Annotated in this window: 10 protein-coding genes and 2 pseudogenes; 8 read left to right on the top strand and 4 right to left on the bottom strand. The window is 68.6% G+C overall.

Annotated features, from left to right (window positions below; all coding sequences use genetic code 11):
- Positions 1-27: 27 nt before the first annotated feature.
- The 6 genes and pseudogenes from tkt to K368_RS24705 all read left to right on the top strand — a co-directional run bounded on the left by tkt (position 28) and on the right by K368_RS24705 (position 7,733).
- Positions 28-2,103: a transketolase gene (gene tkt, locus K368_RS0115165; RefSeq protein WP_027173072.1), complete on the top strand. Its 2,076-nt coding sequence runs from the start codon at positions 28-30 to the stop codon at positions 2,101-2,103.
- Between the two features lie 232 nt (positions 2,104-2,335).
- Positions 2,336-5,191 carry a bifunctional transaldolase/phosoglucose isomerase gene (locus K368_RS0115160; RefSeq protein WP_027173071.1) on the top strand — a complete coding sequence of 952 codons (2,856 nt, stop codon included), beginning with the start codon at positions 2,336-2,338 and terminating at the stop codon, positions 5,189-5,191.
- A 182-nt stretch (positions 5,192-5,373) separates the two neighbouring features.
- Positions 5,374-6,348: a phosphogluconate dehydrogenase (NAD(+)-dependent, decarboxylating) gene (gene gnd, locus K368_RS0115155; RefSeq protein WP_027173070.1), complete on the top strand. Its 975-nt coding sequence runs from the start codon at positions 5,374-5,376 to the stop codon at positions 6,346-6,348.
- A gap of 14 nt (positions 6,349-6,362) precedes the next feature.
- Positions 6,363-7,094: a 6-phosphogluconolactonase gene (gene pgl, locus K368_RS0115150; protein ID WP_027173069.1), complete on the top strand. Its 732-nt coding sequence runs from the start codon at positions 6,363-6,365 to the stop codon at positions 7,092-7,094.
- Positions 7,095-7,188: 94 nt separating this feature from the next.
- A pseudogene (locus K368_RS26055) lies at positions 7,189-7,414 on the top strand (antitoxin MazE family protein).
- A pseudogene (locus tag K368_RS24705) lies at positions 7,411-7,733 on the top strand (type II toxin-antitoxin system PemK/MazF family toxin). The pseudogenes K368_RS26055 and K368_RS24705 overlap by 4 nt, the downstream one beginning before the upstream one ends.
- A 60-nt stretch (positions 7,734-7,793) precedes the next feature.
- On the opposite strand, the gene speG reads toward K368_RS24705, so the two are convergent.
- From speG to apaG, 3 genes are all read right to left on the bottom strand, one after another.
- Positions 7,794-8,378, bottom strand: coding sequence for a spermidine N1-acetyltransferase (gene speG, locus K368_RS0115135; protein ID WP_018044098.1), 585 nt, complete (start codon positions 8,376-8,378; stop codon positions 7,794-7,796).
- Between the two features lie 10 nt (positions 8,379-8,388).
- Positions 8,389-9,561 carry an acetylornithine deacetylase gene (argE, locus tag K368_RS0115130; protein WP_027173068.1) on the bottom strand — a complete coding sequence of 391 codons (1,173 nt, stop codon included), beginning with the start codon at positions 9,559-9,561 and terminating at the stop codon, positions 8,389-8,391.
- Positions 9,562-9,668: 107 nt separating this feature from the next.
- Positions 9,669-10,061 (bottom strand): Co2+/Mg2+ efflux protein ApaG, encoded by a 393-nt coding sequence (gene apaG, locus K368_RS0115125; protein ID WP_018044100.1) that lies wholly within the window; start codon positions 10,059-10,061, stop codon positions 9,669-9,671.
- Positions 10,062-10,193: 132 nt separating this feature from the next.
- Here apaG and K368_RS0115120 point away from each other — a divergent pair, with 132 nt between their 5' ends.
- Positions 10,194-10,610 carry a hypothetical protein gene (locus K368_RS0115120; protein WP_027173067.1) on the top strand — a complete coding sequence of 139 codons (417 nt, stop codon included), beginning with the start codon at positions 10,194-10,196 and terminating at the stop codon, positions 10,608-10,610.
- A gap of 101 nt (positions 10,611-10,711) precedes the next feature.
- Positions 10,712-11,842: a 2'-deoxycytidine 5'-triphosphate deaminase gene (locus K368_RS0115115; RefSeq protein ID WP_245259582.1), complete on the top strand. Its 1,131-nt coding sequence runs from the start codon at positions 10,712-10,714 to the stop codon at positions 11,840-11,842.
- Positions 11,843-11,855: 13 nt separating this feature from the next.
- On the opposite strand, the gene K368_RS0115110 is transcribed toward K368_RS0115115, so the two are convergent.
- Positions 11,856-12,854, bottom strand: a complete 999-nt coding sequence (locus K368_RS0115110; protein ID WP_027173065.1) for an Hsp33 family molecular chaperone — start codon at positions 12,852-12,854, stop codon at positions 11,856-11,858.
- Positions 12,855-13,103: the final 249 nt, after the last annotated feature.

The raw sequence follows: 13,103 nt of genomic DNA, 5'->3' as shown, positions 1-13,103 counted from the left end.
CGCCACAAACGACGGGAAGACGAGACCATGAGCGGAGCCGACAACAGGCCGACCGAGGCCCTGAGCGAGATCGACAAGCTGTCGATCGATACGCTGCGCACCCTGGCGATCGACGCCGTGCAGAAGGCGAATTCGGGACATGCCGGCGCGCCGATGGCGCTGGCGCCCGTGGCCTACACCCTATGGAACCGCTATCTCCGCTACGACCCGGCCCATCCGCACTGGCCCAACCGCGACCGCTTCGTGCTCTCGGCCGGCCACGCCTCCATGCTGCTCTACGGTCTGCTGCATCTCGCCGGCGTCGCTCAGACGGATGGCGGCAACGAGCCGGCCGTCAGCATCGAGGACATCAAGAACTTCCGCCAGCTCGACAGCAAGACGCCGGGCCATCCGGAATACCATTTCACCACCGGCGTCGAGACCACCACCGGGCCCCTGGGCCAAGGGGTCGCGAACTCCGTCGGCATGGCCATGGGCGGGCGCTTCCTCGGCGAGACCCTGAACCGTCCCGACCTGCCGCTGTTCGACTTCAACGTCTACGCCATCTGCTCGGACGGCGACCTGATGGAGGGCGTGGCCTCGGAGGCCGCCTCCATCGCCGGGCACCTCCGCCTGTCGAACCTGTGCTGGATCTACGACAACAACACCATCACCATCGAGGGCCATACCGAGCTCGCCTTCTCGGAAGAGGTGGCGACGCGCTTCCTCGCCTATGGCTGGCAGGTGCTGCGGGTGGCCGACGCCAACGACGTCCATGCCGTGTCCAGCGCCCTGGAGACCTTCCTCCAGTCCGGCGACCGCCCGACCCTGATCGTCGTCAACTCGATCATTGGCTATGGCGCGCCCAACAAGCAGAACACCTCGAAGGCGCATTCGGACGCCCTGGGCGTGGACGAGGTCAAGGCCGCCAAGCGCGCCTATGGCTGGCCCGAGGACGCTCAGTTCCTGGTGCCGGACGGAGTGAAGGAGAACTTCCAGGCCGGGATCGGCGAGCGCGGTGCCGCGCTCTTCGCCGATTGGGAGCGGTTCATGGCGGAGGCCAAGGCCGACGAGCCGGCGCTTGCCGAGGAGATCGACGCCCTGCTCGCCGGCCGCCTGCCCGAGGGCTGGGACAAGGATATCCCGGTCTTCCCGGCCGACGCCAAGGGCATGGCCACGCGGGAATCCTCCGGCAAGGTCCTCAACGCCATCGCCAAGAACGTGCCCCACATGCTCGGGGGCTCGGCCGATCTCGCGCCCTCCAACAAGACGAAGCTCGAATTCGAGGGCGCCGGCACCCTGTCGCCGTTCGAGCCGGGCGGGCGCAACATCCATTTCGGCGTGCGCGAACATGCCATGGGGTCGATCGTCAACGGCCTCGGCCTCGTCGGCCTGCGCGCCTACGGCGCGACGTTCCTGGTCTTCGTCGACTACATGCGCCCGCCCATCCGCCTCGCGGCGCTGATGGAGCTGCCGGTCTTCCACGTCTTCACCCACGATTCCATCGGCGTCGGCGAGGACGGGCCGACCCACCAGCCGGTGGAGCAGCTCCTGACGCTCCGCGCCATTCCGGGCCTCGTCACGCTCCGCCCGGCGGATGCCAACGAAGTGGCGGAAGCCTACCGCGTCATCATGGGCCTGAAGGACCAGCCGGCCGTGCTGGCCCTCTCCCGCCAGCCGTTGCCGACCCTCGACCGCTCGACCTATGCCAGTGCCGCCGGCACCGCCAAGGGCGCCTACGTGCTCGCCGACAGCGAGGGTACGCCCGACGTGATCCTCATCGGCACCGGCTCCGAGGTGCAGCTCTGCGTTGCCGCCTACGACACCCTGAAGGCCGAGGGCATCAAGGTCCGTGTCGTCTCGATGCCGTCCTGGGAGCTGTTCGAGCGCCAGGACGAGGCCTACCGCAACAGCGTCCTGATCCCGGACGTTCTGGCCCGCGTCGCCGTGGAGCAGGGCTCGGTGATCGGCTGGGACCGTTATTCCGGCTCGTCGGGCGCGATCATCGGCATGCACACCTTCGGCTCCTCGGCGCCGATCAAGGACCTGCAGACCAAGTTCGGCTTCACCCCCGAGAAGGTGGCGCAGGCCGCCCGCGACCAGATCGCACGGCACAAGAAGTAAGGTTCGGAGGTTCCCTGCGGGACGAGGCGGTCGGGGTATCCCCCCGAACCACCTCATCCTGAGGCGCCGGAGCGTAGCGGAGGCCTCGAAGGAGGCGTCCAGTTCGCGCATCGGTCCCTGGAGGCCTCCTTCGAGGCCCGCTGACGCGGGCACCTCAGGATGAGGTCCGGACTTGGTGAGATGATGCCGCCTGTTCCCGAGCGGCGTGACGACCACGACGAGGAGTTTTCGCATGAACCCGCTCAAGGCTCTCTTCCCGGAACAGGGCCAGGCCGTGTGGCTCGACTTCGTCGCCCGCGGTTTCATCGCCGATGGACGCCTCAAGGCGCTGGTGGACGAGGACGGCCTGCGTGGCGTCACCTCGAACCCGTCGATCTTCGAGAAGGCGATCGGCGATTCGAGCGAGTACGACGCCGCGCTGAAGGAGGTCATGGATACGGGCGACGCCCGCGTCATCGACCTCTACGAGGGCTGCGCCATCGCCGACATCCAGGCCGCCGCCGACGTGCTGCGCCCGGTCTACGAGGCGAGCGACGGGGCCGACGGCTATGTCAGCCTCGAAGTCTCGCCGTATCTCGCCCTGTCCACCGAAGACACTCTCGAAGAGGCCCGCCGCCTGCACGAGACCGTCGCCCGCGACAATCTGATGGTGAAGGTGCCCGCCACTCCCGCCGGCATCCCGGCGATCCGTGCCCTGACGGCCGACGGCATCAGCATCAACGTCACCCTGCTGTTCGGGCAGGATGCCTACGAGGAGGTGGCCCGCGCCTTCATCGCCGGCCTCGAAGAGTTCGGCGCCAAGGGCGGCGACGTCTCGAAGGTGGCCAGCGTCGCGAGCTTCTTCATCAGCCGCATCGACGTCGCCGTGGACAAGGCCCTGGACGCCAGGATCGCCGAGGCCAACGATCCCGACGAGAAGGCGGAGCTGGAAGCCCTCAAGGGCAAGGTTGCCATCGCCAATGCCAAGCTCGCCTACCAGCGCTACAAGCGCATCTTCGCCGAGCCGACATGGCAGGCGCTCGCCGCGAGGGGCGCCAAGGCGCAGCGCCTGCTCTGGGCTTCCACTGGGACCAAGAACAAGGCCTATTCCGACGTGCTCTATGTCGAGGAGCTGATCGGCCGTGATACCGTCAACACCATGCCGCCGGCCACCATGGACGCGTTCCGCGACCACGGCACGGTCAAGCCCGCCATCGAGGAGAATCTCGGCGACGCCGAGGCGGTTATGGCGCGCCTCGCCAAGGCCGGCATCGACATCGGTGCGGTGGCCGACACGCTCGTGGAGGAGGGCGTCCAGCTCTTCATCGATGCCGCCGACAAGCTCCTTGGCGCGGTGGCGGGCAAGCGCGCCGATTTCCTCGGCGCCAAGCTCGACGGTCAGACCCTGATCCTCGGCGATGCCATCGGCGCGGAAGCAAAGAAGGCCGTGGAAGCGTGGCGCGCCTCGGGCTCGATCCGCCGGCTCTGGGCCCATGACAAGACCGTGTGGTCGAATGCCGACGAGGATCAGTGGCTCGGCTGGCTTCGCATTGTCGAGGACGAACTCGCCCACGTCTCCGAGTATCAGGCCTTCGCCGAGGACGTCCGCCAGACCGGCTTCACCGACGTGGTCGTCCTCGGCATGGGCGGCTCCAGCCTCGGCCCGGAAGTGCTGGCCGAGACCTACGGCACCCGCGACGGCTTCCCGACGCTGCGCATCCTCGATTCCACCGATCCCGATCAGGTCCGCGCCACGGAGAGTGCGGTGAACCTCGAGACGACCTTGTTCATCGTCGCCTCGAAATCCGGCTCCACCCTCGAGCCCAACGTCTTCCGCGACTACTTCCTCGGCCGGATGAAGGCTTTGGTCGGCGAGCGGGCCGGCGCGCATTTCGTCGCCGTCACCGATCCCGGCTCGGCCATGGAGGCAGCGGCCAAGGCCGACGGTTTCCGCCGGATCTTCTACGGCGTGAAGCAGATCGGCGGGCGCTATTCGGTGCTCTCTGCCTTCGGTCTGGTCCCGGCAGCGGCCTCCGGCATCGACGTGAAGCAGTTCCTCGACACGGCGCGGACCATGGTCCGCTCCTGCGGCCCGGCCGTGCCGCCCGCCCAGAATCCCGGCGTTCTGTTGGGCACCGCCATGGCGGCGGCGGCACTCCATGACGGTCGCGACAAGGTGACGTTCATCGCCTCGCCGGGCATCGACACGTTCGGCGCCTGGGCCGAGCAGCTCATCGCCGAATCCACCGGCAAGGACGGCCGGGGCCTCATCCCCGTCGATGGCGAGCCGGTGGGCGTGCCGGCGGTCTATGGCCGAGACCGCTTCTTCGTCTACCTGCGTCTCGACAACCGGGCGGATGCCCGGCAGGACGAAGCCGTGCGCAGCCTGGAGCGCGAGGGGCACCCCGTCGCCCACATCACCATGGCCAACGAGGAGCAGCTGCCGCAGGAATTCTTCCGCTTCGAGATCGCCACGGCGGTGGCCGGCGCGCTCATCGGCATCAACCCGTTCGACCAGCCGGACGTGGAAGCGAGCAAGATCGAGACGAAGAAGCTGTTCGACGCCGCCGAGAAGAGCGGTTCGCTGCCCTCCGAGACGCCGCTCGTCGAAGACGAGACCATCGCCCTCTATGCCGACCCGGCCAATGCCGGGGCGCTGCCGCAGACCGCCGAGGGCTTCGAGGCGGCACTGAAGGCCCATCTCGCGCGGATCAAGGACGGCGATTACGCCGCCCTGCTGGCCTACGTCGCCCGCAACGAGGCGCACCACGCCATCCTGCAGGAGGCGCGCATCGCTCTGCGCGACAAGCGCAAGGTCGCGACCTGCCTCGAATTCGGGCCGCGCTTCCTCCATTCCACCGGCCAGGCCTACAAGGGGGGGCCGGATACCGGGGTGTTCCTGCAGATCACCGCCGATCCGTCCGAGGATCTCGCCATCCCCGGCCGGGCGCTGGGCTTCGGCACCGTGGTGGCCGCCCAGGCGCGGGGCGATTTCGCGGTGCTGGCCGAGCGCGGCCGCCGGGCGCTGCGCGTCCACATCAAGGGTGGCGACGTGGAGGCCGGGCTGAAGCGCATCGCAGCGGCGATCAAGGCGGCCCTGGCCGGATAATCGCACCGCCTCCGAACACCTCAGACGGGCCCCTCTCCCGTCTGGGAGAGGGTTGGGGTGAGGGTCGTGGACTGTCCGGAAAGGTCACACTCCTCACCCTGTCCCTCTCCTTCCAGGAGAGGGGACCCGCGCCCGGCGACGGCAAGTTGGCACGTTCCGAAATCCAAGCACGGAGATCCCCAATGCAACTCGGCATGATCGGCCTCGGCCGGATGGGCGGCAACATCGTCCGGCGCCTGCTGCGGGACGGGCACACGGCCGTGGTGTTCGACCAGAATCCGGAGGCCGTGGCGGCCCTCGTCGCCGACGGCGCCACCGGGGCGGCGAGCCTGGAAGAGTTCGTCGACAAGCTCGATGCGCCCCGCGCCGCCTGGGTGATGCTGCCGGCGGGGGCCATCACCGAGGCCACGGTGGCAAAGCTCGGCAACCTGATGGCCTCCGACGACGTCATCATCGACGGCGGCAATTCCTTCTACAAGGATGACATCCGCCGGGCCGCCGAACTCAAGCTCAAGGGCCTCCACTACGTCGATGTCGGCACCTCCGGCGGCGTCTGGGGCCTGGAGCGCGGCTATTGCATGATGATCGGCGGCGATACCGACGCCCTCGACCGCCTCGACCCGATCTTCAAGACCCTGGCGCCGGGAACCGGATCAATCCCCAAGACGCCCGGCCGCGAGGGCCGCGATTCCCGCGCCGAGCAGGGCTATATCCATGCCGGGCCGAGCGGGGCCGGCCACTTCGTCAAGATGATTCATAACGGCATCGAATACGGGCTCATGCAGGCCTATGCCGAAGGGTTCGACATCCTCAAACACGCCAATTCGAAGGACCTGCCCGAGGGGCAGCGCTTCGACCTCAACATCGGCGACATCGCCGAGGTCTGGCGGCGGGGCAGCGTGGTCTCGTCCTGGCTCCTCGACCTCACGGCGGGAGCGCTGGCGGGCGACGAGAACCTCACCGACTTCTCCGGCTTCGTCGCCGATTCCGGCGAGGGACGCTGGACGCTGAACGCGGCCATCGAGGAATCGGTGCCGGCCAACGTCCTCTCGGCCGCCCTCTACGCCCGCTTTCGCTCCCGCGAGGATGCGTCCTACGCCGACAAGCTGCTCTCGGCCATGCGCAAGGGATTCGGCGGGCACGTCGAGCCGAAATAGCCGGGAGCCGCAGCATGATCCCACTGCCCAACAACGCCGAAATCTTCCCGGACGCGGACAGTGTCGCCCGCGCCGCGGCCGACCGGCTGGTCGCGCTCTGCGCCGAGAGCAAGCAGGAGCGCATCGCCATCTGCCTCTCGGGCGGCTCCACCCCGAAGCGGCTCTACGCGCTGCTCGCCGGGCCGGATCATGTCGGCGCCCTCCCCTGGGAGCGCCTGCACTGGTTCTTTGGCGATGACCGGTTCGTGCCCTGGACGGATGAGGCGAGCAACGTGCACATGGCCCGGACGGCGTTCGGCGACGCGCCGATCCCGGAAGGCCATCTCCATGGCATTCCCACCGACGGGACGCTGGACGCGGCAGCCTCCGCCTATTCCGAGACCCTGCGCGACTTCTACGGCGCCGATAGCCTCGACCCGGCCCGCCCGTTCTTCGACCTCGTCCTCCTCGGCCTCGGCGAGGACGGCCACACCGCCTCCCTGTTTCCGGGCAAGCCCGCCGTGAACGAGCGCGAGGCCTGGGTCGTCGCCGTGCCGGAGGCCGGGCTCACGCCGTTCGTCCCACGGATCACCCTGACCTTCCCGGCGCTCGCCTCCTCGCGCCATCTCCTCGTGCTCGTGACGGGGGCGGGCAAGCGCGAGCCCCTCACTCGCATCGCCGGCGGCGAGGACCTGCCCGCGCGTCACATCTCAAGTGTCGGCACCCTGACATGGCTCCTCGACCGCGCGGCGGCGGATCTCGGCTGAGACCGAGGACCGGCGGTCGGTGAATGTCCTGGTGCCTTGGCATCGTCGCAGGCGGAGCCTACGTTACATGTAACGCCTCGGGAACGGTCTCGTCATGTCGGCATCTGTCGGTCAGCGCGTCAGCAAGCGTCGTGATGCGCTCCGGGCGGCCGGCCTGCGGCCCATCTTGATTTGGGTGCCCGACCGCCCGAAGGGCGGGCTTTGCCGAAGAATGCGGGCGACAGGCTCGGGTCGTGGCGGCGACAGACGCGGCCGATCGGGAACTGGATGCCTTCATGGAGGCAGCGCTCCTCGATATGCTCCCTGAGCGTGAGGCATGAAGCGGGGCGATGTCGTCACCATCGCCATGCCGGCGAGTCCGGCAAACCGCGTCCAGCGCTCATCATCCAATCGGACGCGTTCGTCGAGACCGGTACGGTCACGGTGCTGCTGATATCCGGCACGCTGGCCGAGGTGCCCCTGATCCGCACGACCATCGAGCCGACTGAGGCCAATCGCTTGAAAAAGCGCTCACAGGTCATGGTGGACAAGGCCATGTCGGTGAAGCGTGAGAAGATCGGCGCACGGATCGGGCATCTCGATGCCGAGACGATGCTGGCGGTAACGCTGGCGCTGGCTGTGTTCTTCGCCATTGCCTGAGGGCAGATCGCTGCCGGGGCGATCGCACGAGGCCGATCAGAGACCTTTCGGGATCGACGGCTACGACTTCAGTACCGGCTCCGAAATATCGCCGCTGCCGCGCCGCGCCAGGTATTCCGGCTGGAACAGGCACATGCGCACCGCGTCGCGGTACTTCCCGTTGACGAAGAACTCGTCCTTCAGGATGCCCTCGGGGACGAAGCCGCAACGCTCGTAGATGCGGACGGCGCGGGCATTGTCCTTGTCCACGTGCAGGTAGAGCTTGTGGATGTTGAGGACACTGAAGGCGTAATCCATGGCGATGCGGGTGGCGCGCGGGGCGTAGCCCTGGCCCTGGAAAGCCGGATGGATCGCGATCTGGAACTCGCAGCGCCGGTGCAGGTGGTTGATCTCCACCAGCTCGACGAGGCCGGCCGGCGCGCCCTCCGAATTGGCGATGATGAAGCGCCGCTCGGTCTGGTTGTGGATGTTGCGCTCGTAGAGCTGCGCCAGTTCGGCGAAGGACTCGTAGGCCTCCTCGAACCAGTAGCGCATGATGCTGTCGTTGTTGTTGAGCTGATGCACGAACATCAGGTCTTCGCGCTCCAGGGGGCGGAGCTTCACCGGGCCGTCGGCGGCGATGGTGCGGGGAGCGAACTTGCTCATGGGGTGAGGCTCATGGGGTCACGCATTCCGTGATGAGACGGCGCATGAACGCCTCGCCGGCCTCGAGGGCGGCGAGGGTGATGTACTCGTCGGGCTGGTGGGCCTGGTCGATGGAGCCCGGTCCGCAGACCACGGTGGGGATGCCCGCCGCCTGGAAGCGTCCTGCCTCGGTGGCGTAGGGCACGGAGATGGTGTGGTTGCGCTCCGCCACCCGCAGAGTCAGGCGCTCGGCCTCGGAACCCGGCTCGGGGGCAAGGCCCGGCACCGCCACCTCCTCGATGGTCTCGATCCGCCCGTAATCGCCGTAGCGGTTGAGCCGCCCCGTCAGCACCGTCTCGACCTTGGCCGCGAACAGGGCCGGGATCTCGCCCATGTCGAGGTCGGGCAGGCCGCGGAACTCCCAGTGGAAGGTGCAGATCTTGGGCAGGATGTTGCGCGCCGTGCCGCCGGAGATCGTGCCCACATGCACCGTGGTGGCGGGTGGATCGAACCGCCCGGAGGCATCGCCGCGCTCGATCATCGCATCGGCGATGCGATTCAATTCGGAGACGAGCTCGGCCGCCGCCATGACCGCGTTGGCGCCGAGCATGGGCTTGGCCGAATGCGCCTCGTGACCGTGCACGGTGGTGAGGTAAGTGACGATGCTCTTATGCGCGTCCGCCACCTCGAGATCGGTGGGTTCGCCCACGATCACCGCGCCCGGCCGGGGAAGGTCCTCGCCGAACCGGGCGATGGTGTCGGTGACGCCGAGGCAGGTGGTCTCCTCGTCATAGGAGAGCAGGATGTGGATCGGGCGCTTCAGGTCGGCGGCGAGCATGTCCGGCACGGCGGAGAGTGCCAGGGCGCAGAAGCCCTTCATGTCGACGGAGCCGCGTCCATAGGCGCGCCCGTCCGCGATCCGCAGGGTAAAGGGGTCGCTGGTCCAGGCCTGTCCCGCGACCGGCACCACGTCGGTATGACCGGAGAGGACGACGCCGCCATCCACCATCGGGCCGATCGTGGCGAAGATCGCCGCCTTGTCGCCCTCGGCGTTGGGGATGCGCACATGGCTCACGCCCCAGCCATCGAGATAGGCACAGACGCTGTCGATCAGCGCGAGGTTGGAGCGCGAGCTCTCCGTATCGAAGGCGACGAGGCGCGCCAGCAGGTCGAGCGTGCTCAGCCGTTCTCCGGCACGGGACATCGGCCTAAGCAGGTTTCGCAAAAGTGGCCCCCGGTTTTGCGGCAGAAACCTGCGTCAGAGCAAAAACCCAAGCAGGGTGAAGCGTTGGCCTGCCAACGCGAACCTGCTTAGTGGACGCTGCGGCGGACGTGCGGCGAATCGAGGGAGAAGGCGGGGATCTCGGCCTCGAAGCTCTCGCCGGCGGTGGTCGACATGGTGTAGCTGCCGGCCATCAGCCCGTCGGGCGTGGTGAGCGGGCAGCCGCTGGTGTAGCTGAACGACTCGCCGGGGCCGAGCACCGGCTGTTTGCCGACGACGCCGGCGCCGCGGACTTCCTGGGTCTCGCCGCGGCCATCGACGATGCGCCAGTGGCGCGAACGCAGCTGCACCTGCTCGGAACCGTTGTTCACGATCTCGACGGTGTAGGCGAAGAAGTAGCGGCTCTCGTCGGGCGAGGACTCCTCCTCGACGAATCGGGGCTGGACGGTCACGCTGATGCCGCGCGTCTGGGCCTTGTACATCGCCTTCAAAGCCTCCCGTGCCGTCGCCCACCGATAAGCGACATAGCCTTTTCGCCGTGGTACGTCCCGGGCGAAATCGCGTCAATCGTGCTGAATGCGGGGCCGCCCGCCCCAATCGGAAGGTGGTGCCCCGTGGTCGAGGAGACCGTCTCGCCCCTGCCCGCTCCGTTTCCGAGCCGGGCCGTCCTCGCCAGCCTCGCCATCGCTGTCCTGGCTGCCGCCTTCGCCTGGAACGCGCCGGAGCGGAACGGCTGGGCAGCGCTCGCCCTGGGGGGAGCGCTGGTGCTCGACGGCCTCGCGCTCCTGGCGGGCGCATGGCTGGCCCGGCGCGGCCCGGCGCCCCGGATCGCCGGGCTGCCCTCCGTGGTCCTGGCCTTCGGCCCGGCGGCGGGACTCGGCGCCGTGCTCTTCGCCGTGGCGCTCCTGCTTCGGCCCGCCTGGTTTCCCCCCGTGGCGAGCGCGCTGGCGGGCCTGATCGCCATGGGGGCCATCGCCCGCCTCGTCGTCGCCTGGATCGTGCTGCGGATCGCCAGAGACGAGGAGGGTTAACCGCGCCTTCAGCGATCCGGTAGGATGGTGCGTCGAACCATGCGGCATTCCGATCCCCAGCCGGGGAAGGCGGCCCAGTGCAGAGCGGGCGACGCGAGACCATGCCGGATACCAAGCAGGACACGGCGCCGACGAGCCCGCCCCCTTCCCTCCGCCACAGGTCCGGGGGCATTCTGGCGGCACAAGGGATCCAGGCCCTGCATGCGGCCGGTGCCATCCTCCCCGAAAGCCCCTTCGCGGCCGATCAGGTCCAGCCGGCGAGCCTCGACCTGCGCCTCGGCTCGCGCGCCTTCCGGGTGCGCACCAGCTTCCTGCCCGGTGCACGGCCGGTCTCCGCCTGTATCGCGGCCTTCGCCCTCCATGAGATCGACCTGACCGCCGGCGCAGTGCTGGAGACCGGCTGCGTCTACATCGCCGAAGTACAGGAAACCCTGGCCCTTCCGGCGGATGTCGCGGCCAGCGCGAACCCCAAAAGCTCCACCGGCCGCATCGACGTGTTCACCCGCGTCATCACCGACCGGGGTCAGGCCTTCGACCAGGTGGAGGCGGGCTACCATGGTCGGCTCTATGCCGAGATCTCGCCGCGCACCTTCCCGGTCCGCGTCCGCACCGGGTCGCGCCTGTCGCAGATCCGCTTCCGCCGGGGCGAGCCGCGCCTCACCGACGCCGAACTCGCCGCCCTGCATGCGGCCTCGCCGCTCGTCGCCTCCGCCGCCCCGTCCTTCCAGGGCGGCATCGCCGTCTCGGTGGATCTCGCCGGCTTCGAAGGGCTCATCGGTTACCGCGCCAAGCGCCATACCGGCCTCGTCGATGTCGACGCGCCGGGCCGGCACCGGACCGCGGATTTCTGGGAGCCGCTGCCCGCGGACGGCTCGGGCGCGCTGATCCTCGATCCCGGCCAGTTCTACATCCTCGCTTCCAAGGAAGCGGTGCAGGTGCCGCCGGATTTCGCCGCCGAGATGGTGCCGTTCGATCCGCTGGTGGGCGAATTCCGCGTGCATTACGCCGGCTTCTTCGATCCCGGCTTCGGCTTTGCCGGGGCAGGGGGAGCCGGCGCGCGGGCGGTGCTGGAAGTCCGCTCGCGCGACGTCCCGTTCCTGCTGGAGGACGGCCAGATCGTCGGCCGCCTCGTCTACGAGCGCATGGCCGAGCGCCCCGCCGCCCTCTACGGCGCCGATGCCGGGTCGAACTACCAGGCGCAGGGACTGAAACTGTCCAAGCACTTCGCCTGAGGTCGAAGGCGCCCTACTGCGCCGGATCGATCTCGGCCTCGGCCGGGTCGATGTCGTAGCGGCGCGAGCAGAACTCGCAGGTGATGCCGATGCGGCCGTCCTCCGCGATCATGTCCCGGCGTTCCTGCGGCGAGAACGAGCGGATCATCCCCATGACGCGCTCGGGCGAGCAGCGGCAGCGCTCGTGGATGGCCTGCGTCTCGAACACCCGCACACCGCGCTCGTGGAAGAGCCGGTAGAGCAGGCGCTCGGAGGAGACCTCCGGATCGACCAGTTCGTGGTCCTCCACCGTGTTGACGAGGCTGCGTGCCTCGACCCAGGCATCGTCCTCCGGCGTCGCACCCGCATCGAAATGGGCATGGCCCTCGGGGATGTCGCCGGGGGGGAGGTCGGCGAGGCGGGCGCGGTCGATGGATTGCGGCAGGAACTGGATCAGCAGCCCGCCGGCACGGTAGGTCTTGTCGCCGCCCGCGAACTGTTCGGCCACCGCGAGGCGGACCTGGGTGGGGATCTGCTCGGACTGGCGGAAATACTGGTGGGCCGCCTCTTCCAGACTCTGGCCCTCCAGGGCTACGACGCCCTGGTAGCGGCTGAAATCGTTGCCCTGGTCGATGGTCATGGCGAGATGGCCCTGCCCGATCAGGTCGGCATCCTCGAGAGGGGCGCTCCCCAGAGCTTCGATCCGCGCGGCGTCGAATCGTGCCGTGGCACGCAGGCGGTCCGGCGCCTCGAAATCCACCACGATCATCTCCACCGGGCCATCGGTCTTGGTCTGGAGCTGGAACCGACCCTCGAACTTCAGGGACGAGCCGAGCAGTACGGTGAGCGCCGCCGCCTCACCCAGCAGACGCGCCACCGGGTCGGGATAGCCGTGGCGGCGCAGGATGGTGTCGACGCTGGGGCCGAGCCGGACCACGCGGCCGCGCACATCCAGCGCTTCCACCGAGAACGGCAGGGCGACGTCATCGGCGCCCTCGATGATCGTGGGGGAAATCTCGTGTCCGGAGGTCATGGCCTCTCCATATTTCTCTTCTCGACCTCATCCTGAGGTGCCGGAGCGAAGAAGGCCTCGAGGGAGCCAGCCAGTCCGCGCAATGGGTACTGGGGGGCTCCTTCGAGGCCGCTTCGCGGCACCTCGGGGTGAGGTCGCGCGGGGGGGCGAGCAACGCTACGGGGATCGCGATCCTCGGCATCCACGAGCCGGACGTTCAACCGCCGATCGCGCATCCAGAACCCGATATAGACACGAGGCGGCCATTTC

Source organism: Methylobacterium sp. 10 (assembly GCF_000519085.1).
GTDB lineage: Bacteria > Pseudomonadota > Alphaproteobacteria > Rhizobiales > Beijerinckiaceae > Methylobacterium.
The sequence above is the reverse complement of the archived record's forward strand: the minus strand, read 5'-3'. Positions and strand labels throughout refer to the sequence as shown.

Coding starts and splice junctions, on each gene's coding strand:
- tkt (WP_027173072.1), top strand. CDS start 28: ATGAGCGGAGCCGACAACAGGCCGACCGAGGCCCTGAGCGAGATCGAC.
- K368_RS0115160 (WP_027173071.1), top strand. CDS start 2,336: ATGAACCCGCTCAAGGCTCTCTTCCCGGAACAGGGCCAGGCCGTGTGG.
- gnd (WP_027173070.1), top strand. CDS start 5,374: ATGCAACTCGGCATGATCGGCCTCGGCCGGATGGGCGGCAACATCGTC.
- pgl (WP_027173069.1), top strand. CDS start 6,363: ATGATCCCACTGCCCAACAACGCCGAAATCTTCCCGGACGCGGACAGT.
- speG (WP_018044098.1), bottom strand. CDS start 8,378: ATGAGCAAGTTCGCTCCCCGCACCATCGCCGCCGACGGCCCGGTGAAG.
- argE (WP_027173068.1), bottom strand. CDS start 9,561: ATGTCCCGTGCCGGAGAACGGCTGAGCACGCTCGACCTGCTGGCGCGC.
- apaG (WP_018044100.1), bottom strand. CDS start 10,061: ATGTACAAGGCCCAGACGCGCGGCATCAGCGTGACCGTCCAGCCCCGA.
- K368_RS0115115 (WP_245259582.1), top strand. CDS start 10,712: ATGCCGGATACCAAGCAGGACACGGCGCCGACGAGCCCGCCCCCTTCC.
- K368_RS0115110 (WP_027173065.1), bottom strand. CDS start 12,854: ATGACCTCCGGACACGAGATTTCCCCCACGATCATCGAGGGCGCCGAT.